The organism is Herbaspirillum sp. C7C8 (assembly GCF_022627875.1).
In the GTDB taxonomy this organism is placed as follows: Bacteria; Pseudomonadota; Gammaproteobacteria; order Burkholderiales; family Burkholderiaceae_D; genus Herbaspirillum.
In genome coordinates this window covers 17,595-41,439 of record NZ_JABXGG010000009.1, presented here as the reverse complement: position 1 = coordinate 41,439, position 23,845 = coordinate 17,595, and the positions used below count along the sequence as shown (strand labels likewise).

Genomic DNA, 23,845 nt, shown 5'->3' with positions numbered 1-23,845 from the left:
GACGCGGCGGTGGCAGGCACGCCACCGTACGTAAAGACATTAGCACCTTATGACAACTTTTGTCAGCTTCGCACCCTGGCCCGCATGAAAAACCATGCCGATCGGCAAGGACGATGCCATCAGGCCACACAATGTATGAGCTTCTGCGAGGAAGCGTGCAGGCTAGTACCGGCGTACGAGGAATTCGGCCACGCATACCGGCTTGTCCGAACCTTCACATTCCACGGTAATGAGCCAGGCCAGTTGCACGCCCCCGGGGATGTCCTCGGTGGACTCCAGCCGGATGATGCCGCGCACTTTCCGCCCCACCGGCAGGGGCGCCGGGAAGCGTACGCGATTCAAGCCATAGTTGAGCAGCATGCGCACATCCGGCCCCAGGCTGATGGACTCCGAGAGCAGTCGCGGCAACAGCGCCAGCGTCAGGAAACCATGGGCCACGGTGCCGCCGTAGGGCAGCTCGCGGGCGGCGCGTTCGGGGTCGACGTGAATCCACTGGTGGTCGCCGGTGGCGTCGGCGAAACGGTCCACCTGCTCTTGCGACACGCTGATCCAGTCACTGCTGGCCACTTCCTGGCCCGCCAGCGATTTCAGTTCTTCCAGGCTGGCGATGGTACGCATGCTGGCTTCCTTCCCTTGTCGTTATCGTATGGGCCACGGGCGCACGGTGCGCGGCGCGGCCTTCCTTGTCGTCCTGTGTTCAGCCGTCCTGCCAGACCACCCGGTTGCGGCCCTGCTGCTTGGCCAGGTAGAGACGACGGTCAGCCATCTCGATCAGTTCGCGGATGTCCTGCTCGGGGCTCGGTACCATGGTGGCAGCACCAATGCTCACGGTGAGCCAGGCACCGACCTTGGAGCGCTCATGCGGGACTTGGTTCGCCTCGATCAGCTGGCACAGCTTCTGGCCCAATGCCTGCGCCCCCTCCAGCGGGGTGCGCGGCAGGATCATGGCAAATTCCTCGCCGCCGAAGCGCGCCGACAGGTCGGCCGGGCGCTGGATGCTCTCGTCCAGCGTCTGCGCCACCTGGCGCAGCACCGCATCGCCTGCGACGTGACCATAGTTGTCGTTGTAGAGCTTGAAGAAATCCACATCGATGAGCAACAGCGACAGGTGCAGCCCGTCCCGCCGTGCGCGGCGCCATTCGGCGCCCAGGTAGTCATCGAAATATCGACGGTTGGCGATGCCGGTCAGGCCATCGGTATTGGTCAGGCGCTGCAGCTCGAAATTGGTCTTCTGCAGCTGTTGCTGGCTCTCGCGCAGGGCACGGTACGCCGCGTCCCGCTGCAACAGGTTGATGTAGGAGCGCGAGTGATAACGCAGCCGCGCCACCAGTTCGATCACATCCGGCAATTTGACCATGTAATCGTTGGCCCCGCCGCCAAAGGCGTCGCGCTTGATCACGGCATCATCCCGCGAAGACAGCACGATGATGGGCACATTGGCCAGCACCGGGCTGGCGCGGTACTGTCGCACCAAAGTCATGCCATCTACGCCCGGCATCACCAGGTCCTGCAGGATGACCGTGGGTCGCGTCTTTTCGGCCACGGCCAGCGCCTCATCGGCACGGGTGCAGAAGTGGAAGTCGATGTTCTCTTCGCTGGCCAGGGCGCGACGGATGGCCTCCCCGACCATGGCCTGGTCATCCACCAGCAAGACCATGATCCTGTACTCCTCGGCGGGCAAGGCGGGGCCGCCGCCCGGGGTGTCGGTTGCTTGCACCGAGCTCATCATGCTTTCCTTCATTTCAATTCAATGGCCTCACGCCGCGGCCAGCAGTGTCTGCAGTCGCGCCGCCATGGCACTGACCGGCAAGACATCGACGGCGGCGTTGAGCGCTACGGCAGCCTTGGGCATGCCGTAGACGGCGCAGCTTTTCTGGTCCTGCGCCAGGGTGTGGCAGCCATTGTCGCGCAGGGCCTTGAGGCCGGCAGCGCCATCACGGCCCATGCCGGTCAGCAGTACGCCGGTGGCCCGGCCTTCCCAGTGGCGCAGGATACTATGGAAGAAGGCATCCACCGAGGGTCGGTAGACATCGCCTGGCGCGCCGTCGATGTAGCCGAGACGGTTGCCTTCCTTGAAGACGAGATGGTGGTTGCTCCCTGCCAGCAGGACCTCGCCCCGGCGTGGCAGGTCGCCTTCGACGGCCAGGCGCACGCGCAGCACCGACTGCTGCTGCAGCCATTGCGCCATGCCGGGGGCGAAGGCGGCATCGATATGCTGCACGATCACGATACTGCCGGGAAACTCGCGCGGTACCAGCTTGAGCAGGGTCGACAGCGCCGCCGGTCCGCCGGCAGAGGCGCCGATGGCCACCAGCGGCGCCAGGTCCCCGTGGGCGGCCGGCAGTGGCAGGCGCACCGGTCGTCGCACGGGTGCGGCCATATCGTCCGGGCTCAGGCGTCCGAGATTGTCGATCTTCTCGATCAGGGCCGCCGCATCGCGCTTGCCGGCCGCACCGATGAGCGCCGGCGTCTGGGTGGCGTCGAGTGCGCCATATCCCATGGCTTCGTAGATCTTGGCCGCGCTGGTATCCATGTCGGAGGTCACCACCAGGATCGGGCACGGGGTATCCTGCATGATGCGGCGGGTGGCTTCCACACCATCCATCTTGGGCATGAGCAGGTCCATCAGCACCACATCGGGCAACTGCCAGGCACACATCTGCACGGCCTGTTCGCCATCGCGGGCGATCCAGATCAATTCGTGGCGGCCACTCTCGGCAATCACCCGGCGCAGCACTTCCACCATCATGGGGGTGTCGTTGACGATGCCGATCTTCACGTTGTCGCCTCTCCAATCAAGTCTACGACGGCCTGCAACAGGCTTTCATCGTGGAAACTGCTCTTGGTGAAGTAATGATCGGCACCTGCGGCCAGGCCACGCTGCCGATCTTCTTCACGATCCTTGTAGGACACGATCATCACCGGCAGCGCCTGCAATTGCGGCGCACCGCGGATCAGTCCGACCAGCTCGATGCCATCCATGCGCGGCATGTCGATGTCGGTGATGACCAGGTCGAAGGGCTCGGCACGCACGGCGTTCCAGCCATCCATGCCATCCACGGCCACCGTGACCTGATACCCCCGGTTGCTCAGCAACTTGCGTTCCAGCTCACGCACGGTGAGCGAGTCATCCACCACCAGCACTTTCTTGCGCACGACCACGGCGGCCTCGCCGGCACCATCCTGGTCGACCGTCTGCAGGCGTCCGGAAGCGGTCAGCTTTTGCACCGTGCGCAGCAGGTCGGCCACGTCCAGGATCAGCAAGGGTGCGCCATCTTCCATCAGGGCACCGGCCAGGATGTCGGCAATCTTGCCCAGGCGTGCATCCAGCGGTTGCACCACCAGCATGCGCTCGCCCAGGAAAGCATCGACCGCCACCCCGTAGCTGTGCTCTCCCTCGCCGATGACCACGACGCACACGCTGCCATCACGGGCGCGCCACTGGCCGCGCTGCAGCACCTGGTGCGCACTGACCAGGCCGACCTGGCGGCCCTCATGGCTGAAGTGCTGGTAGCCTTCCAGGGTCTGCAGGGCCTCGGCCGGCAAACGCAAGGTTCGATTGACGTAGGCCAGCGGAAACGCATAAGGTTCACCGGCAATGTCCACCAGCAGGCTGCGGATCACCGACAGCGTCAGCGGCAGCTGCAACAGGAAGCGGCTGCCCTGCCCGCTGCGCGTGGTGATACGGATCGTGCCGCGCACCTGCTTGAGCATGTCGGCCACCACGTCCAGACCGACGCCGCGACCGGAAATCTCGGTGACCGTCTCGCGCAGGCTGAAGCTGGGCAACAGCAGGAAATCCAGCAATTCCGCCTCGGACAGGCGCGCGGCAATCTCCGGGGTCGACAGTCCTCGTGCTACCACGGTGCGGCGCAATTCCTCCAGGTCGATGCCGGCACCATCATCGGCCACCTCGATCAACAGCATGCCGGCACTGTGACGTGCCTCCAGCCGCACCACCCCCTGTTCCGGTTTGCCGGCCGCACCGCGCGTGAGGGGATCCTCGATGCCATGGTCGACCGCGTTACGCAGCAGGTGCCCCAGGGGCGCCTCCAGTTTTTCGAGGATGTCGCGGTCGATCTGGGTGGCATTGCCGTGGATGTCCAGTCGCACCGACTTGCCCAGTGCATGACCGACATCGCGCACCATGCGCGCAAAGCCGGCGGTCCCGTCCGCAAAGGGCCGCATGCGGCAGGCCAGCGCCTCATCATAGAGCTGTTGCGAGAGATTGACCGAGCGCCGGTCAAAGGCATCCAGCGCAATCAATTGTTCCCCCAGCAGTTGCTGGTTGGTCTGCATCAACGCACGCAATTCGCTCAGGGTGGCCTGGGCGAATTCGTCGAGCTGGCTGGTCGACAGTTTCTGTTGCAACAGGTCCAGCGCCTGCACGGCTTCACGCTGTACGCGCTTCATGCGCAGCATGCTGGCCGAAAACGGCTTGAGGCGACGCGACTCCACCAGCGATTCGCCGGTCAGGCTCAACAGCCGGTCCAAGCTGTCCGCACTGACCCGCACGGCACGCGCAGCCGGTAGCGACGAGGCAGTCTGCGCGAGCGGGGAAACGGCAGCGGCTTGCGCCGTCGGCAGCGAGGAGGGAGAGCCAGCTGGCTGCGTGGCCGCCTCGGCAGCCTGGGCCTCCTGCATCGCCGCCGAAGGCACCGGCCAGGGATCGGCCTGGCCGCCACTCATCACGGCCGGCAAGGCCTGCAGGAAAGCCTGTACTTCAGCGTGGCCGGCAGAATCGGCCCAGGACTCGTCGCCGTCAGGCGGCGAGGCGATACGCCCCAGCAGATCGGCGCCGCGCAGCAGGACGTCGATGTGCTTCTTCTCCAGCAGCAGCTTGCCCTGCTGCGCCAGCACGAAACAGTCCTCCAGCACATGGGCCACCTTGACTGCCGTTTCCAGTCCGACGATGCGGGCTGCGCCCTTGAGCGAATGGCCGGCACGCATGCAGGCCTCCAGGTGTTCGGCGGCCGTCGGTTGCTGCTCCAGCGCCAGCAGGCTGGTGTTGAGCTGGGCGATCTGGCTCTCCGCCTCGAAGCGGAACAGGTCCAGCATGGACATCTGGCTGAGATCGGGCGTACTCATGTCATGCTCCGGTTGAGTACGTAGAACAGCAATTCGTGGTCCAGCAGGCCGATGGGACGACCGCGCCATTCCAGCATGCCACGTGTGTACTGGATCGCCGCCTGGGCCAGCGTGGTAGGCACCGGTGCCAGGCTCTGCGGGGCGTAGCGATGGACGCCGGCCACCTCCTCCACCGGAAACACCAGCACCTGCCCTTCATGGGCGGCCACCAGCAGATGCGGCGCCGGGGTCTGGTCCGGCAGCTGGAACAGCCGGGCGAGCCAGACGCAGATGCGCAGGCTGCCGCGAATGTTGAGTACTCCGGCAATGGCGGCATTGCGCTGATGCGGCAGGCTGTGCAGCGGGCGCGTCGCGGTCACTTCCTGGACCACGGAGGTGGCGATGGCCAGCCACTCGCCGGCCACGCGTACCACCAGGGCCGAGGCCATTGCGCCGCGCTCCTGTCCGCTCTCCGCCTGCGCCTGGGTTTCGCCCGCGTGCAGCCATTGCTGTGCCACCTCGGCCGAGGCCTCGACGCGATCGAGCTGCTGCAGGGCAGCGCGGGCAAAGGTCGGACAGTTCAGGCAGCGGATGTGCTGCGCCAGTTCGGCACAACTGCCGTCGCCCTTGGTACCGATGCGGTTCCAGCAGCCATCCAGCGTCGTGGGCGCGGGGGGCATCGTCGGCTCAGCCATGATGCGGCTCCTCGCTCGCCGTCACGCGATCGGCGCGCTGCCGCAGACGTTCTGCCCCGGCCGGATCGCCCTGGGCCTGCAACAAGGCCGCCAGCTGCAGCAAGGCGGCCTGGTGCCGGGGCGCCAGATAGAGCACCTTGCGATAGCAGTGCCGGGCCTGCTCGGTCTGACCGCCAGCATCGTGGATCAGGCCCAGCAGGTAGAAGGCGTCGGCACTGGGCCCCTGCTCGCCGATGGCCTGCTCGCACAATGCGGCGGCCTGGGCCAGTTGCCCCTGATCGGCCAGAGAGCGGGCACGCTGCAGCACCGTGCGGGCAGGGTTCGACGAGGCGGGCTCAGCGGGGAGCGCAGGCGCGGCGGCACCAACCGCCCTTGAAGTCGGGGGCACGACCGGCCGCCGTCGACCACCGAGGTCGGAGGGTGCCAAGAGCGGCAGCGGCATGACCAGCGGCGCTTCGCGCGTGGCCGAGCGCGGCACCGCCACGCGCTTGCGAAAACCAAAGGCCAGTGCAATGCCGGCCGACTCCAGGCGCGGACTGAGCAGGATGCCGCCTTCGGCGGGACCGACGAAGATCAGTCCATCGGGTTTCATGAGACTTTCCAGCAATGTCACGACCTGGCGCTGCACCTCGCGCTCGAAGTAGATCAGCACATTGCGACAGAAGATGACATCGTAAGGAGCGGCCTGGCGCAGAAAGTCCGGTGCCAGCAGATTGCCGGGCGCAAAGCGGACCAGCTGGCGTATCGCTTCATGCAGTTGCCAGCCCTGCTCCGCAGCCGTGAAATGGCGGTCCCGGAAACCCAGTTCCTGGCCCCGGAAGGAATTGCGGCCATAAAGACCGGCGGCAGCAATTTCCAGCGAGCGTGTCCGGATATCGTAGGCGTCGATGACGAACTGCGATGGCATCACCCCCGCCTCCAGCAACGCCATGGCCAGCGAATACGGCTCTTCGCCAGTGGAACAAGGCAGGCTGAGAATGCGCACCGGTACGGTCGGCTGTGCCGCCAGACGTTCGCGCGCCAGGCGCGCCACGGCCAGGATGGCTTCACGATCGCGGAAGAACCAGGTCTCCGGCACCACGGCCAGTTCGATCAGTGCCTGCAACTCGACCGCCGAACTTTGCAGCCGCGCCAGATAGCGGCCATCGTCATCGATTTCCAGCGCCGCCATGCGTTCGCGCACCACGCGCTCGATGAGGCTGCTGCCCACGGTGGCCATGTCCAGCCCCATGGCGGATTTGAGCCTGTCGGCGATGAGCGGCAGACTCTTCATGCCGGCACCTCGGGATAGAGCAAGGCGCGCGTGGCCGGATCGAGCAGGTCGCCCACCTCCACCCGTTGCAGCAATCCGCCCTGATGGGGCATGACCGGCCCCAGATAGGGCGCGCCCTCATTGCGCACGGCAGCGGGCACGAAATCATCAGGATCGATGCGCAAGGTCTGCGTGGCCTGTTCCAGGATCAGCCCGAGCAACACCGCCACCGCCTGGCTGTGGTGGTAGTGCACCAGCACCAGGCGCGTGCTCACGCGGGCCGGGGCGGGCCGCCCCAGCACCAGCATGGACAGGTCGATCACCGGCACATGGCCGAGGCCATGCGGCAGCAGTCCGGCCACCCAGGCCGGCGCGCCGGGCAAGGACTTGCAGGGCGACAGCGGCAGCACCATCGCCACCTCGGCAGTGGGCAAGGCGTAGCGCTCTTGTCCAAGGGAAAACAACAAGTGCAGGCACTGGCTCATGGGGACGCTGGGGCAGAGCGACGCGGCGCTCAGTCCGTTACCTTGAAGCGCGAGACGCCATTGCGCAGTTCATTGGAGACCACGTTCAACTCGTCGATGGCCTGACTCGATTGTTGCAGCGATTCCACGGTCTGCTGGGCCGCTTCGGAGAGCTGCACCAGAGCCTGGTTGATCTGCTCGGCGCTGCTGGCCTGGGCCTGCATGCCTTCGTTGACGATCTGGAAGCGCGGCGACAGCGCCTGCACCTGGGCGATGATCTGCGAGAGCTGACTACCGGCGGTCTGCACGTCCTGCATGCCGCGTCGTACCTGGTCGGAGAACTTGTCCATGCCCATCACACCGGCGGCCACGGCCGACTGGATTTCCTTGACCATCACCTCGATGTCATAGGTCGCCACCGCAGTCTGGTCAGCCAGACGACGGATTTCCGTGGCCACCACCGAGAAGCCGCGACCATGTTCGCCGGCCTTCTCGGCCTCGATGGCGGCATTGAGCGAGAGCAGATTGGTCTGGTCGGCCACCTTGGTGATGGTAGTGACGACCTGGTTGATGTTGCCCGCCTTCTCGTTGAGGATGGCCAGCTTGGCGCTGACCGAACCGGCGGCGTCCATGACGTTCTGCATGGTGTCGCCCATGCGGGTAAGACCCGCCTGCCCGCTGCCGGCCAGGGCAGACGTCTGTTCGGAAACGACCGAGACTTCATTCATGGTGCGCACCAGGTCACGCGAGGTGGCATGAATCTCGCGCGAGGTGGCGCCGATCTCGGTGGTGGTGGCGGCGGTTTCGGCGGCGGTGGCCTGCTGCTGGCGGGCCGTAGCAGCGATCTCGGTCACCGAGGTGGCCACCCGTGCAGAGGACTTCTGCGCCTGCGACACCAGCGCGGTCAACTCATCGGTCATGCGGTCGAAGCCAGTGCCGAGCACGCCGAACTCATCATTGCGCTGCAGCGACACGCGACGCGAAAAATCGCCCGAGCGCATGATATCGAGCAAACCCATGAGCCTCTGCAACGGCTCGTTGATCGCCCGCATCAGGAAGAAACCGCACACCAGCGCCACCAGCAAGGCGGCCATGAGCGAGGTCATCATCGCGAACTGGGCGGCGTTGACCGCGTCGGTGATGCGGCTGGCAGCAAGGTCGGCAATGCCCTTGTTGGTATCGACCATGCGCTGCGTCAACTGGTAACCGGCGCGCCATTGCGGACGGAGTTGCTCGTTGACGATCTTGTCGATGGGCGCGCGCTGGCCGAAGTCCATCTTCAGCAACTCGCCCACGATGGCACGGTACTTCTGGCGCGTCTCCTTGAATTGCTCGAAGAGCTTGCGGTCGTTATCGCTGAAGACGGTCTTGTCGTAGTCTTCCTGCAGCCGGTCCAGGCGTTCACCGTTGCGACGCAGCAGGGCCAGGTCGGCCTGGCGCTCCGCGTCACTGTTGTCGACCTGAATGATCTGCTGGGTCATGAGCAGGTTTTCATACCAGGCGGCATTGATCTGACTGCTGTAGTAAAGGCCGGGCGTGGAATCCTCGCGCAGCGCCGTGGCGCTTTTCTCGATACGACCGAGATTGACCGCCGAGATGCCCGCCATGAGCGCCATGAGCAGCAGGATGAGCGCGAAGCTCCCGAGGATGCGTTGCTTGATCGTCCAGTTCTTCATGCGCAGTGTTCCCCCTTGGAGTGAGCGGCCCCGCCCTGGCACCCCGAGCGGGAGGCGCATGAACGAAAGTTCGCCTGATGCTAGCCTGATGCACTCTGGTGCATAGTGCAATTTAGTAATAATTGGAGATTATCATTGAAATCTTTCAATATCACCATTATCCCTTGTGCAAAGCTTCTTTGCTTTCCAGCAATGCGAAACGGCACCTTGAGGTGCCGTTTCGGTCGTACAGCCAGCGCTGGGGTCACACCGGCATGGGCTTGTTGTCCTGCAGGTCGAGGAAGCCCTTGATGAGGCGGTAGGCTTTCCAGATCCAGGCCAGCGAGAACACCAGGATGGCCAGCGGAATGCCGATCACGGTGGCCCACAGGACACCGCCGGCGAACAGCCAGAACAGGTACCACCAGAAGGACCGGATCTGCCAGCGATGGTGGGTGTAGAGGAAGGTATCGCGCACCTCGCCGCGCTTGAGATAGTTGACGATCAGCGGCAGCCACGACAGCATGCCCAGGGAAAACACCAGGCAGGCGGCATGCGCCAGATAGAGCCACCAGACCAGGTCACGGCCGGTCTGGGTCTGCGGGTCCAATACCAGTTCCTGGTTCATCGCATCTCCTGAAGTGAGGGGAAACCGGCCCCGGAATCAGGCCAGCAGATTCAAGATGCCGTCCAGCCCCACGAAATTCAAGCCCACGTTGGCCTGGGCGCGCACCACCGGCTTGGCACGGAAGGCCACCGACAGGCCCGAGATGCCCATCATGCGCAAGTCGTTGGCACCATCACCCATGACGATGGCCTGGGATGGCTCGGCGCCGATTTCGCGGCAGACACGCTCCACCGTCGCACGCTTCTCGTCGGCATTGACGATGCCGCCCACCACCTTGCCGGTGAGCTTGCCATCGACCACTTCCAGGGTATTGGCGTGGGTGTAGTCCAGCGTCAGACGCGCCTTCATGCGGTCGGTGAAGAAGGTGAAACCGCCCGAGACCAGCAGCGTCTTCAGGCCCGCAGCCCGCACGGCCTTGAGCATGTTCTCTGCGCCCGGGGACAATTGCAGGCGCTCATCGTAGACACGCTGCAAGGCGCCCGCATCGAGCCCCTTGAGCAAGGCCACCCGGCGCGTCAGGCTTTCGTTGAACTCGATCTCGCCGCGCATGGCTGCCTCGGTAATCTCGGCCACCTGCGGCTTCAAGCCCTGCATGTCGGCGATCTCGTCAATGCACTCGATGGTGATGAGCGTCGAATCCATGTCCATGGCCACCAGGCGAAAATCAGTCAGCTTGCGGCCTTCCTCGATGAAGGCATAGTCCAGCCGTGCCTGCAGGCAGGCAGCGTCGATGCTGGCCTTGAGCGCATCGCTCGGGCTCACCCCGGCTACGCGCCAGGCATCGGCGTCCGGCACGCGGCTATCACCGAGGCGTTCGGCGCGGCCACCGGCCAACTGCGCAATGGTCTCGATGGCCGAAGAAGAAACAGCGTGGTGCTTGGGGGCTTGCAGGATCAGGTTCATGTTGTTCTGTTGATTCGTTGATGCGGTTGGAGTCGGTAATACGCGGCCGGGAAGCGGTTCAGCCGGTGAGTGCCTTCATGGTCGCCTTGACCTGCTGCACACGGGCATTGAGGTCCGGCATGCTGGCCGTGATGCGCAGCTTGTCCGGACCATTGAGCTTGACCTGGCGGTTCTTCTGCACCAGCTCGATGATGCGCATGGCATCGATCGGCGGATTGGGAACGAACTGCAGCAGCGCCGCCTCCGAATGCGCATCGATCTTGATGATGCCCAGCGGCTTGGCGGCAATGCGCAGGCGGTGCGTTTCGATGAGCGCCTTGGCGGCATCCGGCAGCTTGCCGAAGCGGTCGATCAGTTCTTCCTGCAAGGCGTCGATGGCGTCGGCTTTCTCGCAGTTGGCCAGGCGCTTGTAGAGCGACAAGCGCTCATGCACGTCGCCGCAGAAGTCATTGGGCAGCAGTGCAGGCGCATGCAGGTTGATTTCGGTAGTGGTCGACAAGGGCGCGGCGAGATCCGGTTCGCGGCCGTCCTTCAAGGCGCGCACGGCTTCGTTCAACATGTCCGAATACATCTGGAAACCGATCTCGTGGATCTCGCCCGACTGATGATCGCCCAGCACTTCGCCGGCGCCACGGATTTCCAGGTCGTGCATGGCGAGATAGAAACCGCTGCCCAGTTCCTCCATCTGCTGGATCGCCTCCAGCCGGCGCTGGGCCTGCTTGGACAGGCCCTGCACATCCTGCACCAGCAGATAGGCATAGGCCTGGTGATGCGAACGACCGACCCGGCCACGCAACTGGTGCAGCTGGGCCAGGCCGAACTTGTCGGCACGGTGCATGATGATGGTGTTGGCGGTGGGCACGTCGATGCCGGTCTCGATGATGGTGGTGCATAGCAGGATGTTGAAGCGCTGCGCCACGAAGTCGCGCATCACCTTTTCCAGGTCGCGCTCGTGCATCTGGCCGTGGGCCACGCCGATGCGCGCTTCAGGTAGCAGCTGTTCGAGCGCGGCCTTGCGGTTGGCGATGGTTTCCACTTCATTGTGCAGGAAGTAAACCTGGCCGCCACGCTTCAACTCGCGCAGGCAGGCTTCGCGAATGGTCGATTCCTGCTCGGCGCGCACGAAGGTCTTGATGGCCAGACGCTTTTGCGGGGCGGTGGCGATCACCGAGAAATCGCGCAATCCTTCCAGCGCCATGCCCAGCGTGCGCGGAATCGGGGTGGCCGTCAGCGTCAAGACATCGACCTCGGCGCGCAAGGACTTCAGGGCTTCCTTCTGGCGCACGCCGAAACGGTGTTCCTCGTCGATGATGACCAGGCCCAGGCGCGAGAACTTCACTTCGTCCGACAGCAGCTTGTGCGTGCCGATGACGATATCGATGGTGCCATCAGCCAGGCCCTTGATGGCTTGCGTGACTTCCTTGCCGGTACGGAAGCGCGAGAGCTCGGCGATCTTGACCGGCCAGTTGGCGAAACGATCGGCGAAGGTGGCGGCGTGCTGTTCGGCCAAGAGCGTGGTCGGGGCCAGAATGGCGACCTGCTTGCCGCCCATCACGGCCACGAAGGCGGCACGCAAGGCGACCTCGGTCTTGCCGAAGCCGACGTCTCCGCAGATGAGGCGGTCCATGGGCTTGCCGCCGGTCATGTCCTTGATGACGGCCTGGATGGCGGCGGCCTGGTCGGCAGTCTCTTCAAAACCGAAGCTGTCGGCGAAGGCTTCATAGTCATGCGCCGAATACTGGAAGGCATGGCCCTGCCTCAATGCGCGGCGGGCGTACAGATTCAACAGTTCGGCGGCGGTATCGCGCACCTGCTGGGCCGCCTTGCGCTTGGCCTTTTCCCACTGGCCCGAACCCAGCGCATGCAGCGGTGCATCTTCGGGCGAGGCGCCCGAGTAACGTGAAATCACGTGCAGTTGCGAGACCGGGACATAGAGCTTGGTTTCCTTGGCATATTCCAGATGGAGGAATTCGGTCTCGCCCTCCCCCAGGTCCATGCTGACCAGGCCCATGTAGCGACCGATACCGTGGCTGCTGTGCACCACCGGGTCGCCGATCTTCAGTTCCGACAGATCGCGCACCATGTATTCCACATCGGTGGCGGCCTGCTGCTTGCGGCTGCCGACGCGGCGGCCACTGCCGGCGTACAGCTCGGTCTCGGTGACCAGCGCCAGGCCGCCCGCAGTGACGAAGCCCGTGTGCAAGGGGGCCACGCCCAGCATCAGCGGTTCATCACTGGAGAGGAAGCTGTTCCAGTCCTCGCACAGGACCGGATGCACATGGTATTCGGCGAAGTACTGCTGCAGGGTCTCGCGCCGGCCATTGCTTTCGGCACAGATCAGCACCCGCTCGGCCCCCTTCAGGAGGAAGCTGCGCAGGTTGACCAGCGGATCATCCGCACGGCGGTTCACGGCGATATTGGGCAAGGGCGAGGAGATGGCCGAGGGCGCATCATCGCTCTTGAGCACCCAGCGGGCGTGGGGTTTCAGCAGGGTGAAGAAATCTTCATCGTCCAGGTAGATGGCGCGCGGCTCCAGCACCGGACGCTCGCGGTCGGCGTGAAGAAAATTCCAACGCGAGCGGGTATCGCTCCAGAAGCGCTTGATGGCCTGCTCGATGTCACCCACGGTGGCGAACATGGCATTGGCCGGCAGGTACTGGAACAGCGTGGCCGTCTCTTCGAAGAACAGCGGCAGGTAGTATTCGATACCTGCTGCGGCGATGCCGTTGCCGATGTCCTTGTAGATGGCCGAGCGTGATGGATCACCCTCGAACACTTCGCGCCAACGGTTGCGGAAGGCCAGGCGCGAGGCTTCATCCATCGGGAATTCACGGCCCGGCAGCAGCCGCACTTCCGGCACCGGATAGAGCGAGCGCTGGGTATCGGCGTCGAAGGTGCGGATGGTCTCGATGGTGTCGCCGAACAGGTCCAGGCGGTACGGCAGCACCGAACCCATGGGGAAGATGTCGATCAGGCCGCCGCGCACCGAATATTCACCCGGCGACATCACCTGGCCCACATGGGTGTAGCCGGCCAGGGTGAGCTGGGACTTGAGCTTGCCTTCGTCGAGCTTTTCGCCCTGCTTGAAGAAGAAGGTATAGGCCGCCAGGAACTGCGGCGGGGCCATGCGCAGCAAGGCGGTGGTAGCCGGTACGATCAGCAGGTCGCACTGGCCGGACTGCACTTCATAGAGCGTGGCCAGGCGTTCGGAGACCAGGTCCTGGTGCGGCGAGAAGGCGTCATAAGGCAGTGTTTCCCAGTCCGGCAGCAGGTGGCAACGCAGGCGCTCGCCATCCTTGGGCTGGAACCAGGGGATTTCAGCCAGCAGGCGCTGGGCATCGGTGGCCCCGGCCACCACCACGGCCAGCATGCGGCCTTCGGCCTTCAGGGCCAGCGCGGCCTGGGCCAGCAGATACGCATCGGCGGAACCGTGCACGGCGGGAGGCTGGAAACGCACACCTGCCTTGGGCAGGCTTTTTTTCGGATCAAAAGACATCGGGATCGGGAGGATCGGCTTGGTTTGGACTTGTTTCGCGTACGGCAACTGACGAGGCCCGGCGGCGGCGACCAGGCTGGCAGCGCCGCAAAATGCCGGTCGCTTGCAAGGGATTGGCATTAGAATTCAGCCTCTCATTATAAACGAAGGCCCCATCGCAGGCCGCCGCCAGGCGGGTGCCGGGGCCAGGTGCATGGCATGAACCCTTCGCAGTCCGCTTCTTCCCCGCCCCGCCACTTTGCGCTCATCCCCGCCGCAGGCGTGGGCGCGCGCATGGGCGGCCAGATTCCCAAGCAATACCTGCCGCTGGCAGGCCTCCCCATGCTGCTGCATGCGCTGCAAACCTTCGCGGCGCATGCCCGCATCACCCACACCTTCGTCGTGGTCAGCGCCGAGGATGGCTGGATCGACTCCCTCATGACGCCCGCCCTGCTGCAACGCGCAAGCGTCCTGCGGGTGGGCGGACCGACGCGGCAGGACAGCGTCTTCAACGGGCTCAACGCCATCCGTGATCAGGTGGCCGATACCGACCGCGTGCTGGTGCACGACGCCGCCCGCCCCGGCCTGGATGTGCCGCTGCTGGACCGTCTGCTCGATGCCCTGGCCGACGATGAAGTCGGTGGCCTGCTGGCCCTGCCAGTGGTCGATACCCTCAAGCGCAGCGATGGCGCCGGATCGCCCCGCTCGCAGGAGACCGTGCCGCGTGCCGGGCTGTGGGCGGCGCAGACACCGCAGATGTTTCCCTATACCCTGCTGCGGCGCGCCTTGCAGCAGGCGCAAGCGCAAGGCCGCCTGGGCGAGATCACCGACGACGCCAGCGCCATCGAAATGCTGGGCTTGCGTCCGCGCCTGGTCGAGGGCAGCCCCCGCAATCTCAAGGTCACACTGGCGCAGGACGCCGCCCTGGCTGAATTCTTCCTGAAAGGTCCGCACGCATGAACGCTTCTTCCCCCTTCCCTTTCCGTATAGGCCAGGGCTATGACTGCCACGCCCTGGTGGAAGGCCGCCCGCTGATCCTGGGTGGTGTCACCATCCCGCACAAGAAGGGCCTGCTCGGCCACTCGGACGCCGATGCCCTGCTGCATGCCATCACCGATGCGCTCTTCGGCGCCGCCGCGCTGGGCGACATCGGCCGCCACTTCCCCGATACCGATGCGCAGTTCAAGGGCGCCGACTCGCGCGTGCTGCTGCGCGAGGCGGCCAAGCGCCTGGCTGCTGCCGGCTATGCCGTGGGCAACGTGGATGCCACCATCATCGCCCAGGCGCCCAAGATGGCCCCGCATATTCCCGTCATGGTGGCCAACGTGGCGGCGGACCTGGGGATTTCTGAAGGGCAAGTCAATATCAAGGCAAAAACCAATGAAAAAATGGGTTTTTTGGGACGTGAAGAAGGGATTGCCACCGAAGCGGTTGTGCTGGTCCACCGTCAAAACGGTTGAAAAACGCTGTCAGAAAGTTCCCGACACGCCGGCGTAGGACATCCACCGACACGCCAAAAGCCGCACCAGACAAGGGATTGAAGCCGGTTTGGCGCACCATTTCCCGGCATGGAAAGAAATCTAAGGCACCAGAATCAGCCATTAAAACTTTTAATGGAAGATTCGTACCGAAAATGGCTTGCATTCTCGATTTAATGAGTATAATCGTCGCGTCGTTAGGATTCGAGCTGGTAGTGCGGTTCTTCGCTGTCATTCCTCCCGAGTAACGATAAAGAGCCGGGCGCAAGCCCCAATCAATTAAATTTAGGAGTCCGTAATGGCAACTGGTACCGTCAAGTGGTTCAACGATGCAAAGGGTTTTGGTTTCATCACCCCCGATGAAGGCGGCGAAGATCTGTTCGCTCACTTCTCGGCTATTCAATCGAATGGTTTCAAGTCCCTGAAGGAAAACCAACGCGTTTCCTTCGAAGTGACCACCGGCCCGAAGGGCAAGCAAGCTTCGAACATCGTTCCGGCTGCTTAAGCTTTTCAAGCTGATAAAAAATCCCCGACACGTCGGGGATTTTTTTCGTCTGCAGCTTTCACAGTGTGAAGAAACAGACCTGAAAGAGACCTCAAAAAAATCCCCGCCCTCTTGCGAGAGGCGGGGATTTTCATTTCTGCTCAAGCAGAGCTGAATCAGATTTCTTCGTACAGCGGCAGCGTCAGGAACTCGGCGAAGGTCTCGGAGGTGGACATTTCTTCAAAGATCTTGGCCGCGCGGTCATAGGTCGGGCCATCACCTGCCACTTGCTTCACCTTGGCCAGCTCTTCCGGAATCATGGCGCGTACCATGTCGGCAGTGACCTTGCGACCGTCTTCCAGATTGCCCTTGGCACTGCGGATCCACTGCCACACCTGGGCACGGCTGATCTCGGCGGTAGCCGCATCTTCCATCAGGTTGTGGATGGGCACGCAGCCATTGCCGGCCAGCCAGGCGCCCAGGTAATGGATGCCGACGTTGATGTTGTAGCGCAGGCCGGCCTCGGTGATCGGAGTTTCCGGCTGGAAGTTGAGCAGGTCAGCGGCTTTCACTTCCACGTCCGGACGCTGCTTTTCGAACTGGTTGGGCTTGTCGCCCAGCACGGCCACGAATTCCTTCATGGAGGCTTCGACCAGGCCCGGGTGAGCCACCCAGCCGCCGTCGTAACCGTCGGTCGCATCGCGGCGCTTGTCGTTGATGATGCCCTGCATGGCGATGGCGTTCTTTTCCGGATCGTTCTTGATCGGGATCAGCGCGCTCATGCCGCCGATGGCCGGCGCGCCGCGCTTGTGGCAGGTCTTCAGCAGCAGCAGTGCGTAGGCGCGCATGAAGGGCGAGGTCATGGTGACCTTGGCGCGATCGGCCAGGCAGAAGTCCTTGTCGTTCTTGAACTTCTTGATGCAGGAGAAGATGTAGTCCCAACGACCGGCGTTCAGACCGGCGCTGTGCTCACGCAGTTCGTACAGGATTTCTTCCATCTCGAAGGCGGCGGTGATGGTTTCGATCAGCACGGTGGCCTTGATGGTGCCTTGCGGCAGGCCGATCTCGTTCTGCGCCATCACGAAGATGTCGTTCCACAGACGCGCTTCCAGATGCGATTCCATCTTGGGCAGATAGAAGTACGGACCGGCGCCGCGCGCCAGCTGTTCCTTGGCGTTGTGGAACAGGAACAGAGCGAAGTCGAAGATGCCGCCGGAGATGCGCTTGCCATCGATGGTGACGTGCTTCTCGTCCAGGTGCCAGCCACGCGGACGCACCACCAGGGTGGCGATCTTGTCGTTGAGCTTGTAGCTCTTGCCGTTCGATTCCAGCGAGATGGTGCGGCGGATGGCGTCATACAGGTTGATCTGGCCGCTGATCTGGTTGTCCCACACCGGGGAGTTGGAATCCTCGAAGTCGGTCATGTAGCTGTCGGCGCCCGAGTTGAAGGCGTTGATGACCATCTTGCGCTCGACCGGACCGGTGATTTCCACCCGGCGGCACTTCAGGGCTTCGGGGATGGGAGCAATCTTCCAGTCGCCGGTGCGGATGGCTTCGGTTTCCTTCAGGAAGTCGGGGCGTTCGCCGGCATCCAGCCGCTTGACGCGCTCGGCACGGGCGGCCAGCAGTTCCTGGCGGCGGCTTTCGAAGGCGCGCGAGAGCTTGGCGACCAGTGACAGGGCGTCAAAGGTCAGGACGTTCTCGTAACCCGGCTTGATCTCGCCGGAGATTTCCATGCCGGTGGGCAGCTTCAGTTGCGTCATGCTGGACTCCTCAAAAAGAAAAATGGACTGGTGAATCTTGTTTTCATGATTGTGCCTGAGACTATGCAGCTTTTTGCATCGCATCAGACACTTTATGTACGCAGTATATTTAAACCAAATCGATAGTAGTGAAAGCTTTTATCAATTTATCTTTGCGTTTTAGTCATAAGTGAGCAGATAATCGCCGCAGCACGTCGGCGCAGGGCCGGCGCGGCTTTGCCGCCCGTTTCCGGGTCTTTTGAAGAGGACAGCATGGACCAGTTCAAGCAGATTTCGACCTTTGCCGAGGTCGCCGCCCGTGGCAGCCTGTCGGCGGCGGCCCGTGCCGAGGGCATCGCCCCGGCCATGATAGGGCGGCGGCTGGATGCGCTGGAGGAGCGCCTGGGCGTGAAGCTGTTGCAGCGAACCACGCGCAAGATCGTGCTCACCAACGAAGGCGCAGCCTTTCTGGAAGACTGCCAGCGCATCCTGGCTGACCTGGAAGATGCCGAATCGGCGGTGTCCGAACGCAGCGCGCGTGCCAGTGGCCAGTTGCTGATTTCGGCCCCGGCCGGGTTCGGTCGCCAGCACGTGGCCCCCCTGGTGCCCTCCTTTCTGGCAGAGCACCGCGATGTCACCCTCACGCTGAACCTCAATGACCGCATTGCCGACGTCATCGGGGAAGGCATCGACGTCGCCATCCGCATTGCCACCCTGACCGACTCCAACCTGGTGAGCGTGAAGCTGGCCGAGAATCATCGGGTCATCGTCGCCGCTCCCTCCTACCTGCGCCGCCACGGCACCCCGCAGACCCCGGACGAACTGGTACGCCACAATTGCCTGGCCATGAGCAGCGAAGGCAGCCAGCGTGGCTGGACACTCAAGCAGTCCGGCAAGGTGAGCGTCTACAAGGTCGGCGGCAACATGGTCTGCAATGACGGTGAAGTGCTGCACAACTGGGCGCTGGCCGGACGCGGCCTGGCCTGGCGGTCGATGTGGGAAGTGGGCGCAGCCATCGAAGCTGGCGAGCTGGTGACGGTGCTGGACAAGTTTGCCGCTCCGGCACCATCGATCTACGCAGTGTTTGCGCAGCGACGCCACCTGCCCTTGCGCATCCGCACCTTCGTGGATTTTCTGCGTCATGCCTATGCGCAGCCGGATTACTGGAAGCAGCGTCGCTGAGGCTGCCGCAGACGCAGCCGCAGAAAAGACAAAACGGCCCCCGCGGGGCCGTCCTGGCAAGTACAGTCAGTGAGCTCAGTGCGGCAGCGTCGGGCCGGCCGGGGTCACGTCGATCTCCCGCCTGACCGGCGCCTCGCCTTCATTGACCCGGAACACGCTGACCATCTGCGCCAGCCGTCCCGCCTGGTTCTGCATCGAGGCAGCAGCAGCTGCCGCCTGCTCGACCAGGGCCGCATTCTGCTGGGTCACCTGATCCATCTGCGTAATGGCCAGGTTGATCTGCTCGATGCCGCTGGTCTGCTCGGCACTGGCTGCACTGATCTCGGCCACGATATCGGTAACGTGGCGCACGCTGCTGACCACTTCCTGCATGGTGGCACCGGCCTGCTCGACCAGGCGACTGCCGTCGCCGACCTTCGCGACCGAATCATTGATCAGCTCCTTGATCTCCTTGGCCGCCGAGGCCGAACGCTGGGCCAGCGAACGCACTTCCGAGGCCACCACGGCAAACCCGCGTCCCTGCTCACCAGCGCGCGCTGCCTCCACGGCGGCATTGAGCGCAAGGATATTGGTCTGGAAGGCAATCCCGTCGATCACGCTGATGATGTCCACGATCTTGCGCGAAGAAGCATTGATGGCGCCCATGGTATCGACTACCTGACTGACCACGCCGCCACCCTGCTCGGCCACGCTGGAGGCTGATTGCGCCAGCTGGCTGGCCTGGCGCGCGTTGTCGGCGTTCTGGCGCACGGTGGAAATCAGCTCTTCCATGGCCGAGGCGGTTTCTTCCAGTGAACTGGCCTGCTGCTCGGTACGACTGGAGAGATCCAGATTGCCGGCGGCGATCTCGGCCGAGGCCGTGCTGATGGTATCGGTGCCGTTACGGACATTGGAGACGATGCTGCGCAGGCTGTCATTCATCTCCTTGAGCGATTGCAGCAGTTGGCCGGTCTCGTCGCGCGAATTGACCTGTACCTGGGTGGCCAGGTCGCCCTCGGCCACCTTGCGCGAGACCACCACCGCCGTCTGCAGCGGCCGGGTGATGCCCAGCGTGAGCAGACGCGCCAGCACGATGCCCAGGAGCAGGATCAGCCCCTCCAGCACCAGGATCAGGATGCGGCTCTGGACGGCGATGTGATCGATTTCCTTGGCGGTCTCATCGATATCCTGGCGCTGGATGTCCACCATGTCGCGCATCAGTTTCTGATAGGTCGCGGCCGCCGGGACGAAGACCTTGTCGAGCAGGCGCATGGCCTCCTCCACGTTGCCCGCGGCCTTGAGCTTGACGATCTCGTCGCGCGAAGACAGGTAGACCTTGCGCTGCTCCCCGATTTTCTGGAACAGAGCCTTTTCCTCCGGGGTGACCAGCAAGGGTTCGACCTGTTTCTGGTACTCGGTGGAACTCTTGGTGGAGGCAGCAGCTTCCTCCGCGAAGTAGGTCGCCAGCGACGGGTCGCTGCTCTTGGCGATGGCCAGCGTGCGGCGGATACCCGCCGTCAGATTGGTATACCAGTCGCCCATGAGGCGCTCGGTCTTGATGGGGTCGCTCATCATCTCGCGCGTGGCGGACGCGACCTGCTCCAGTCGCCACAGGCTGATGCCCGCCACGATCGCGGAAAACGCCAGTATCACGGCAAAGCCCAGCGTGAGGCGTTTGCCAATGTTCATATTGCCAAGGATATTCATCTCTGCTCCATCCCCAGCGGAGCGTCCGGGCGGAGGCTCCGCAGTGTCATCTTGATTATTGTTGTCACCCCGGCAGTCCCCGACTGCCGTCCCTCAGCACTATGGCATGCGAGCGCAGGCAGGACAAGAAAGCTAAGCCTCGAACAGACGGGCAATGGCGGCTCTCTTCCTGCCTGAACGGAAAACCCGATAGTGCCCCCCAGCAGACGGGAATTCAGCTTGCCTGCTCCAGCAAGCTGGCCATGGCGGCGGTAAATCGCGGGTCCGACAGCAGGCCGACATTGAAGCGCGACCACGGGACGCTGTGCTCGGGATCAACGTGGAAGATGCTGCCCGGCGCCAGCACCACATGATGCGCCATGAGGCTCCGGGCCAGTTGCCTGGCATCGGCAAAGCCGGGAAATCTCGCCCACAGGTACATGGATTGCTGGGGCGCACAGAACAGTTGCGCCCCAAGCTGCTGCAACTGATGGCCGGCCGCTTCGGTGGCCTGCGCCAGACGGTCGCGCAGGCGCGCGGTGTGGCGGCTGAAGTGGCCATCGGACAGGATCACGTCCAGCGTGCGCTCGCAGTATTCGGAACTGCTCATGTGCACCAGCATCTTGATATCGGCCAGGTCGCTGGCCAGATCCCGATGGCAGGCAATGAAGCCCACCCGCAGCGCCGCCGAGACCGACTTGGAAAAGCTGCCGATATAGAGCGTTCGGCGCAACTGGTCCAGCGTGGCCACGCGCGGTGCGGTGGCCGGCTTGAAGTCCGCGAAGGCATCGTTCTCCACGATCAGGGCATCGTAGCGGTCGGCCAGTTGCAGGATCTTGTGGGCCTTGTGGGGGGAGGTGTCCGAGGCCGTGGGATTGTGCCCCAGCGACTGGGTGAAGAACAGCAAGGGCTTGCCCGCCACCTGCAGTTCACGCTCCAGGGCCTCAATGTCCGGCCCGTCCGGGTGGCGCGGGATGCCGATGATGCGGGCGCCGGAAAGCTTGAGCTTGCCGTACAACATGTAGTAGCCCGGTTCATCGACCAGCACCCGGTCCCCCGGGCCAATGAAGTTGCGGATCACGATGTCGAGTGCCTGGTTGGCACCGTGGGTCAGCACGATCTGGCTGGTCGCGGCCTCGATCCCATGCTGCGCGAGCTTGTGCACCAGGTGCTGGCGCAGCGGCAGGTAGCCGAAGCGGCTGCCGTAGCCGAACAGCGCGCCCATGCCGGTGCGCACTACCTTCTGATGGAACTTGTCCAGCCGCACGTCATGCAGCCATTCCACCGGCGGAAAGCCATCGCCCAGGCGCAGATGACCGGGGTCGTGCTTCAACTGCTCACGCATGAGCCAGACCACGTCCATGGCACGGCTGAGACTGCCCTCCTCCTCTTCCTTGGGACGCGGCGGCGTGGCGCACACGAAGAAGCCCGAGCCGCGCCGGGGCTCGACCACGCCCTGCGCCGTCAACTCCTCGAAGACATTGACGATGGTGTTCTTGGCGCAGTCATGCTGCGCCGACAGCGCGCGGATCGACGGCAGACGGCTGCCGGGCGCATAGGCGCCCTCGGCGATCTGGCGGCGGATCAGTTCCACCAGTGTCCGGGTCAGGGTGAGGGTCTGGGCTGGGGCCATGGGTGATCGAATCTTGCTGCAATGCAAAGGGATTGTCCTGGGTACAGTTGCATCACTGTTGGCGCCAACTGTACCCATGCGCAATGGTACACCCTTGTTATTCTGCCAGCGCTGGAGAGGGCCGCTGCAAGCGCTGCCCTTTCACAAGCCTTCATATCACGACCAAAAGAGAGACAAGCGCATGCACAGTGACACCCACTCCGCCAGCGATTCGCGACTGCCCGGATTCCGCACCCTGACCCCGCCCCAACGCCTGGCCGAAATCGCCCGACTGGCCGGACTGGGAGAAGGCGAGCAAGCCTTGCTGGGCCAACCTGGCGGCCTGCCGCTGGGCACGGCCGATGGCATGATCGAGAACGTGGTCGGCACCTTCCAGCTGCCGCTGGGCGTGGCGGGCTACTTCCAGCTCAACGGCCGCGACGTGCTGGTGCCGATGGCCGTTGAGGAACCCTCGGTGGTGGCCGCTGCCTCCTTCATGGCCAAGCTGGTGCGCGCCTGCGGCGGCTTCCAGACCTCCAGCAGTACACCCCTCATGCGCGCCCAGATCCAGCTGCTCGGCGTGACCGATCCGCATGGAGCGCGGCTGGCCATCCTCAAGGACCGCCAGGCCATCATCGACATCGCCAACAGCCGTGACAAGGTGCTCAACGACCTCGGCGGCGGGTGCCGGGACATTGAAGTCCACGTCTTCCCGGACACCCGGCGTGGCGCCATGGTGGTGACCCACCTGATCGTGGACGTGCGCGACGCCATGGGCGCCAATACCGTCAACACCATGGCCGAGGCGGTGGCCGGGCATATCGAGGAGATCACCGGCGGCAAGGTGCGGCTGCGCATCCTCTCCAACCTGGCCGACCTGCGCCTGGCGCGAGCCAGGGTGAAGGTTTCTGCAGAGGTCCTCGCCACCAGCGCTTACAGCGGCGAGGAAGTCATCGATGGCATCGTCGATGCGTATGAATTTGCTGCCGTCGACCCCTACCGCGCGGCCACCCACAACAAGGGCATCATGAACGGCATCGATCCGGTCATCGTCGCCACCGGCAATGACTGGCGCGCGGTGGAAGCCGGCGCCCACGCCTACGCCTGCCGTCATGGCCGCTACACTTCGCTGACGCACTGGGAAATTGCTGCCGATGGCGACCTGGTCGGCACCCTGGAGATTCCCATGCCGGTCGGTTTGGTAGGGGGCGCCACCAAGACCCATCCGGCGGCGCGCGCCGCGCTCAAGATCCTGGGCGTGCAATCCGCACAGGAACTGGCCGAGGTCGCGGTGGCCGTGGGCCTGGCGCAGAACATGGCGGCCCTGCGCGCACTGGCGACCGAAGGTATCCAGCGCGGCCACATGGCGCTGCATGCGCGCAACATCGCGCTGGCCGCCGGCGCCGAAGCGCACGAGATGGACTGGCTGGTCCAGCAAATGGTGGCGCGCCACGATGTGCGCGTGGATTACGCCAAATCGCTGCTGGCCGAGCGCCGCGGCTGAAGCGATGACGCACCTCAACCAACTCAAGCAACTCAAGCA

The 23,845-nt window shown here is 64.0% G+C and carries 19 protein-coding genes; 5 read left to right on the top strand and 14 right to left on the bottom strand.

Annotated elements, in window-relative coordinates:
* Nucleotides 1-162: 162 nt before the first annotated feature.
* The 11 genes from HWE01_RS12300 to mfd all read right to left on the bottom strand — a co-directional run bounded on the left by HWE01_RS12300 (nucleotide 163) and on the right by mfd (nucleotide 14,160).
* Nucleotides 163-618 (bottom strand): MaoC family dehydratase, encoded by a 456-nt coding sequence (locus tag HWE01_RS12300; protein WP_008330062.1) that lies wholly within the window; start codon nucleotides 616-618, stop codon nucleotides 163-165.
* A gap of 79 nt (nucleotides 619-697) precedes the next feature.
* Complete coding sequence (locus tag HWE01_RS12295; protein WP_034350687.1) at nucleotides 698-1,726, bottom strand: GGDEF domain-containing response regulator; 1,029 nt, start codon at nucleotides 1,724-1,726, stop codon at nucleotides 698-700.
* Between the two features lie 30 nt (nucleotides 1,727-1,756).
* Complete coding sequence (locus tag HWE01_RS12290; RefSeq protein WP_008330066.1) at nucleotides 1,757-2,779, bottom strand: chemotaxis response regulator protein-glutamate methylesterase; 1,023 nt, start codon at nucleotides 2,777-2,779, stop codon at nucleotides 1,757-1,759.
* Nucleotides 2,776-5,088: a hybrid sensor histidine kinase/response regulator gene (locus tag HWE01_RS12285; protein WP_241821959.1), complete on the bottom strand. Its 2,313-nt coding sequence runs from the start codon at nucleotides 5,086-5,088 to the stop codon at nucleotides 2,776-2,778. Before HWE01_RS12285 ends, HWE01_RS12290 begins: the two co-directional genes overlap by 4 nt.
* Complete coding sequence (locus tag HWE01_RS12280; RefSeq protein ID WP_241821958.1) at nucleotides 5,085-5,762, bottom strand: chemotaxis protein CheW; 678 nt, start codon at nucleotides 5,760-5,762, stop codon at nucleotides 5,085-5,087. The genes HWE01_RS12285 and HWE01_RS12280 overlap by 4 nt, the downstream gene beginning before the upstream one ends.
* Nucleotides 5,755-7,035, bottom strand: a complete 1,281-nt coding sequence (locus HWE01_RS12275) for a CheR family methyltransferase (RefSeq protein ID WP_008330073.1) — start codon at nucleotides 7,033-7,035, stop codon at nucleotides 5,755-5,757. Before HWE01_RS12275 ends, HWE01_RS12280 begins: the two co-directional genes overlap by 8 nt.
* Nucleotides 7,032-7,499, bottom strand: a complete 468-nt coding sequence (locus HWE01_RS12270) for a chemotaxis protein CheW (RefSeq protein WP_008330075.1) — start codon at nucleotides 7,497-7,499, stop codon at nucleotides 7,032-7,034. Before HWE01_RS12270 ends, HWE01_RS12275 begins: the two co-directional genes overlap by 4 nt.
* Nucleotides 7,500-7,528: 29 nt before the next feature.
* Nucleotides 7,529-9,154, bottom strand: a complete 1,626-nt coding sequence (locus HWE01_RS12265; RefSeq protein ID WP_008330077.1) for a methyl-accepting chemotaxis protein — start codon at nucleotides 9,152-9,154, stop codon at nucleotides 7,529-7,531.
* A 244-nt stretch (nucleotides 9,155-9,398) separates the two neighbouring features.
* Entirely contained in the window at nucleotides 9,399-9,761 is a 363-nt protein-coding gene (locus tag HWE01_RS12260) for a DUF4870 family protein (RefSeq protein WP_008330079.1), read from the bottom strand.
* 36 nt (nucleotides 9,762-9,797) lie between these two features.
* The gene (gene serB, locus HWE01_RS12255; RefSeq protein WP_241821957.1) at nucleotides 9,798-10,664 is read right to left on the bottom strand and encodes a phosphoserine phosphatase SerB; all 867 of its coding nucleotides are present in this window, start codon (nucleotides 10,662-10,664) and stop codon (nucleotides 9,798-9,800) included.
* A 58-nt stretch (nucleotides 10,665-10,722) separates the two neighbouring features.
* Nucleotides 10,723-14,160: a transcription-repair coupling factor gene (gene mfd / locus HWE01_RS12250; protein ID WP_241821956.1), complete on the bottom strand. Its 3,438-nt coding sequence runs from the start codon at nucleotides 14,158-14,160 to the stop codon at nucleotides 10,723-10,725.
* Between the two features lie 198 nt (nucleotides 14,161-14,358).
* Between mfd and ispD the strand changes: the two genes are divergently transcribed.
* From ispD to HWE01_RS12235, 3 genes are all read left to right on the top strand, one after another.
* Nucleotides 14,359-15,099 carry a 2-C-methyl-D-erythritol 4-phosphate cytidylyltransferase gene (gene ispD, locus HWE01_RS12245; RefSeq protein WP_241821955.1) on the top strand — a complete coding sequence of 247 codons (741 nt, stop codon included), beginning with the start codon at nucleotides 14,359-14,361 and terminating at the stop codon, nucleotides 15,097-15,099.
* Nucleotides 15,096-15,599, top strand: coding sequence for a 2-C-methyl-D-erythritol 2,4-cyclodiphosphate synthase (gene ispF, locus HWE01_RS12240; protein ID WP_241821954.1), 504 nt, complete (start codon nucleotides 15,096-15,098; stop codon nucleotides 15,597-15,599). The genes ispD and ispF overlap by 4 nt, the downstream gene beginning before the upstream one ends.
* A 316-nt stretch (nucleotides 15,600-15,915) precedes the next feature.
* Nucleotides 15,916-16,122, top strand: coding sequence for a cold-shock protein (locus tag HWE01_RS12235; RefSeq protein WP_006464465.1), 207 nt, complete (start codon nucleotides 15,916-15,918; stop codon nucleotides 16,120-16,122).
* A gap of 155 nt (nucleotides 16,123-16,277) precedes the next feature.
* Here the strand turns inward: HWE01_RS12235 and aceB are convergent, their stop codons facing one another.
* On the bottom strand, nucleotides 16,278-17,864 hold the full coding sequence (aceB, locus tag HWE01_RS12230; protein WP_241821953.1) for a malate synthase A: 1,587 nt from the start codon (nucleotides 17,862-17,864) through the stop codon (nucleotides 16,278-16,280).
* A 252-nt stretch (nucleotides 17,865-18,116) separates the two neighbouring features.
* On the opposite strand from aceB, the gene HWE01_RS12225 reads away from it, so the two are divergent.
* The gene (locus HWE01_RS12225) at nucleotides 18,117-19,025 is read left to right on the top strand and encodes a LysR family transcriptional regulator (protein WP_175344356.1); all 909 of its coding nucleotides are present in this window, start codon (nucleotides 18,117-18,119) and stop codon (nucleotides 19,023-19,025) included.
* A gap of 75 nt (nucleotides 19,026-19,100) precedes the next feature.
* Here the strand turns inward: HWE01_RS12225 and HWE01_RS12220 are convergent, their stop codons facing one another.
* Both HWE01_RS12220 and HWE01_RS12215 read right to left on the bottom strand, forming a co-directional pair.
* Nucleotides 19,101-20,711, bottom strand: coding sequence for a methyl-accepting chemotaxis protein (locus HWE01_RS12220; RefSeq protein ID WP_008330097.1), 1,611 nt, complete (start codon nucleotides 20,709-20,711; stop codon nucleotides 19,101-19,103).
* A 214-nt stretch (nucleotides 20,712-20,925) separates the two neighbouring features.
* The gene (locus HWE01_RS12215; RefSeq protein WP_241821952.1) at nucleotides 20,926-22,323 is read right to left on the bottom strand and encodes an aminotransferase-like domain-containing protein; all 1,398 of its coding nucleotides are present in this window, start codon (nucleotides 22,321-22,323) and stop codon (nucleotides 20,926-20,928) included.
* A gap of 181 nt (nucleotides 22,324-22,504) precedes the next feature.
* On the opposite strand from HWE01_RS12215, the gene HWE01_RS12210 reads away from it, so the two are divergent.
* Nucleotides 22,505-23,806, top strand: a complete 1,302-nt coding sequence (locus HWE01_RS12210; protein ID WP_008330101.1) for a hydroxymethylglutaryl-CoA reductase, degradative — start codon at nucleotides 22,505-22,507, stop codon at nucleotides 23,804-23,806.
* Nucleotides 23,807-23,845 lie beyond the last annotated feature (39 nt).

Coding starts and splice junctions, on each gene's coding strand:
- serB (WP_241821957.1), bottom strand. CDS start 10,664: ATGAACCTGATCCTGCAAGCCCCCAAGCACCACGCTGTTTCTTCTTCG.
- HWE01_RS12295 (WP_034350687.1), bottom strand. CDS start 1,726: ATGAGCTCGGTGCAAGCAACCGACACCCCGGGCGGCGGCCCCGCCTTG.
- HWE01_RS12210 (WP_008330101.1), top strand. CDS start 22,505: ATGCACAGTGACACCCACTCCGCCAGCGATTCGCGACTGCCCGGATTC.
- HWE01_RS12280 (WP_241821958.1), bottom strand. CDS start 5,762: ATGGCTGAGCCGACGATGCCCCCCGCGCCCACGACGCTGGATGGCTGC.
- HWE01_RS12260 (WP_008330079.1), bottom strand. CDS start 9,761: ATGAACCAGGAACTGGTATTGGACCCGCAGACCCAGACCGGCCGTGAC.
- HWE01_RS12220 (WP_008330097.1), bottom strand. CDS start 20,711: ATGAATATCCTTGGCAATATGAACATTGGCAAACGCCTCACGCTGGGC.
- HWE01_RS12265 (WP_008330077.1), bottom strand. CDS start 9,154: ATGAAGAACTGGACGATCAAGCAACGCATCCTCGGGAGCTTCGCGCTC.
- ispF (WP_241821954.1), top strand. CDS start 15,096: ATGAACGCTTCTTCCCCCTTCCCTTTCCGTATAGGCCAGGGCTATGAC.
- HWE01_RS12235 (WP_006464465.1), top strand. CDS start 15,916: ATGGCAACTGGTACCGTCAAGTGGTTCAACGATGCAAAGGGTTTTGGT.
- HWE01_RS12275 (WP_008330073.1), bottom strand. CDS start 7,035: ATGAAGAGTCTGCCGCTCATCGCCGACAGGCTCAAATCCGCCATGGGG.
- mfd (WP_241821956.1), bottom strand. CDS start 14,160: ATGTCTTTTGATCCGAAAAAAAGCCTGCCCAAGGCAGGTGTGCGTTTC.
- HWE01_RS12225 (WP_175344356.1), top strand. CDS start 18,117: ATGGACCAGTTCAAGCAGATTTCGACCTTTGCCGAGGTCGCCGCCCGT.
- ispD (WP_241821955.1), top strand. CDS start 14,359: ATGAACCCTTCGCAGTCCGCTTCTTCCCCGCCCCGCCACTTTGCGCTC.
- aceB (WP_241821953.1), bottom strand. CDS start 17,864: ATGACGCAACTGAAGCTGCCCACCGGCATGGAAATCTCCGGCGAGATC.
- HWE01_RS12270 (WP_008330075.1), bottom strand. CDS start 7,499: ATGAGCCAGTGCCTGCACTTGTTGTTTTCCCTTGGACAAGAGCGCTAC.
- HWE01_RS12215 (WP_241821952.1), bottom strand. CDS start 22,323: ATGGCCCCAGCCCAGACCCTCACCCTGACCCGGACACTGGTGGAACTG.
- HWE01_RS12285 (WP_241821959.1), bottom strand. CDS start 5,088: ATGAGTACGCCCGATCTCAGCCAGATGTCCATGCTGGACCTGTTCCGC.
- HWE01_RS12300 (WP_008330062.1), bottom strand. CDS start 618: ATGCGTACCATCGCCAGCCTGGAAGAACTGAAATCGCTGGCGGGCCAG.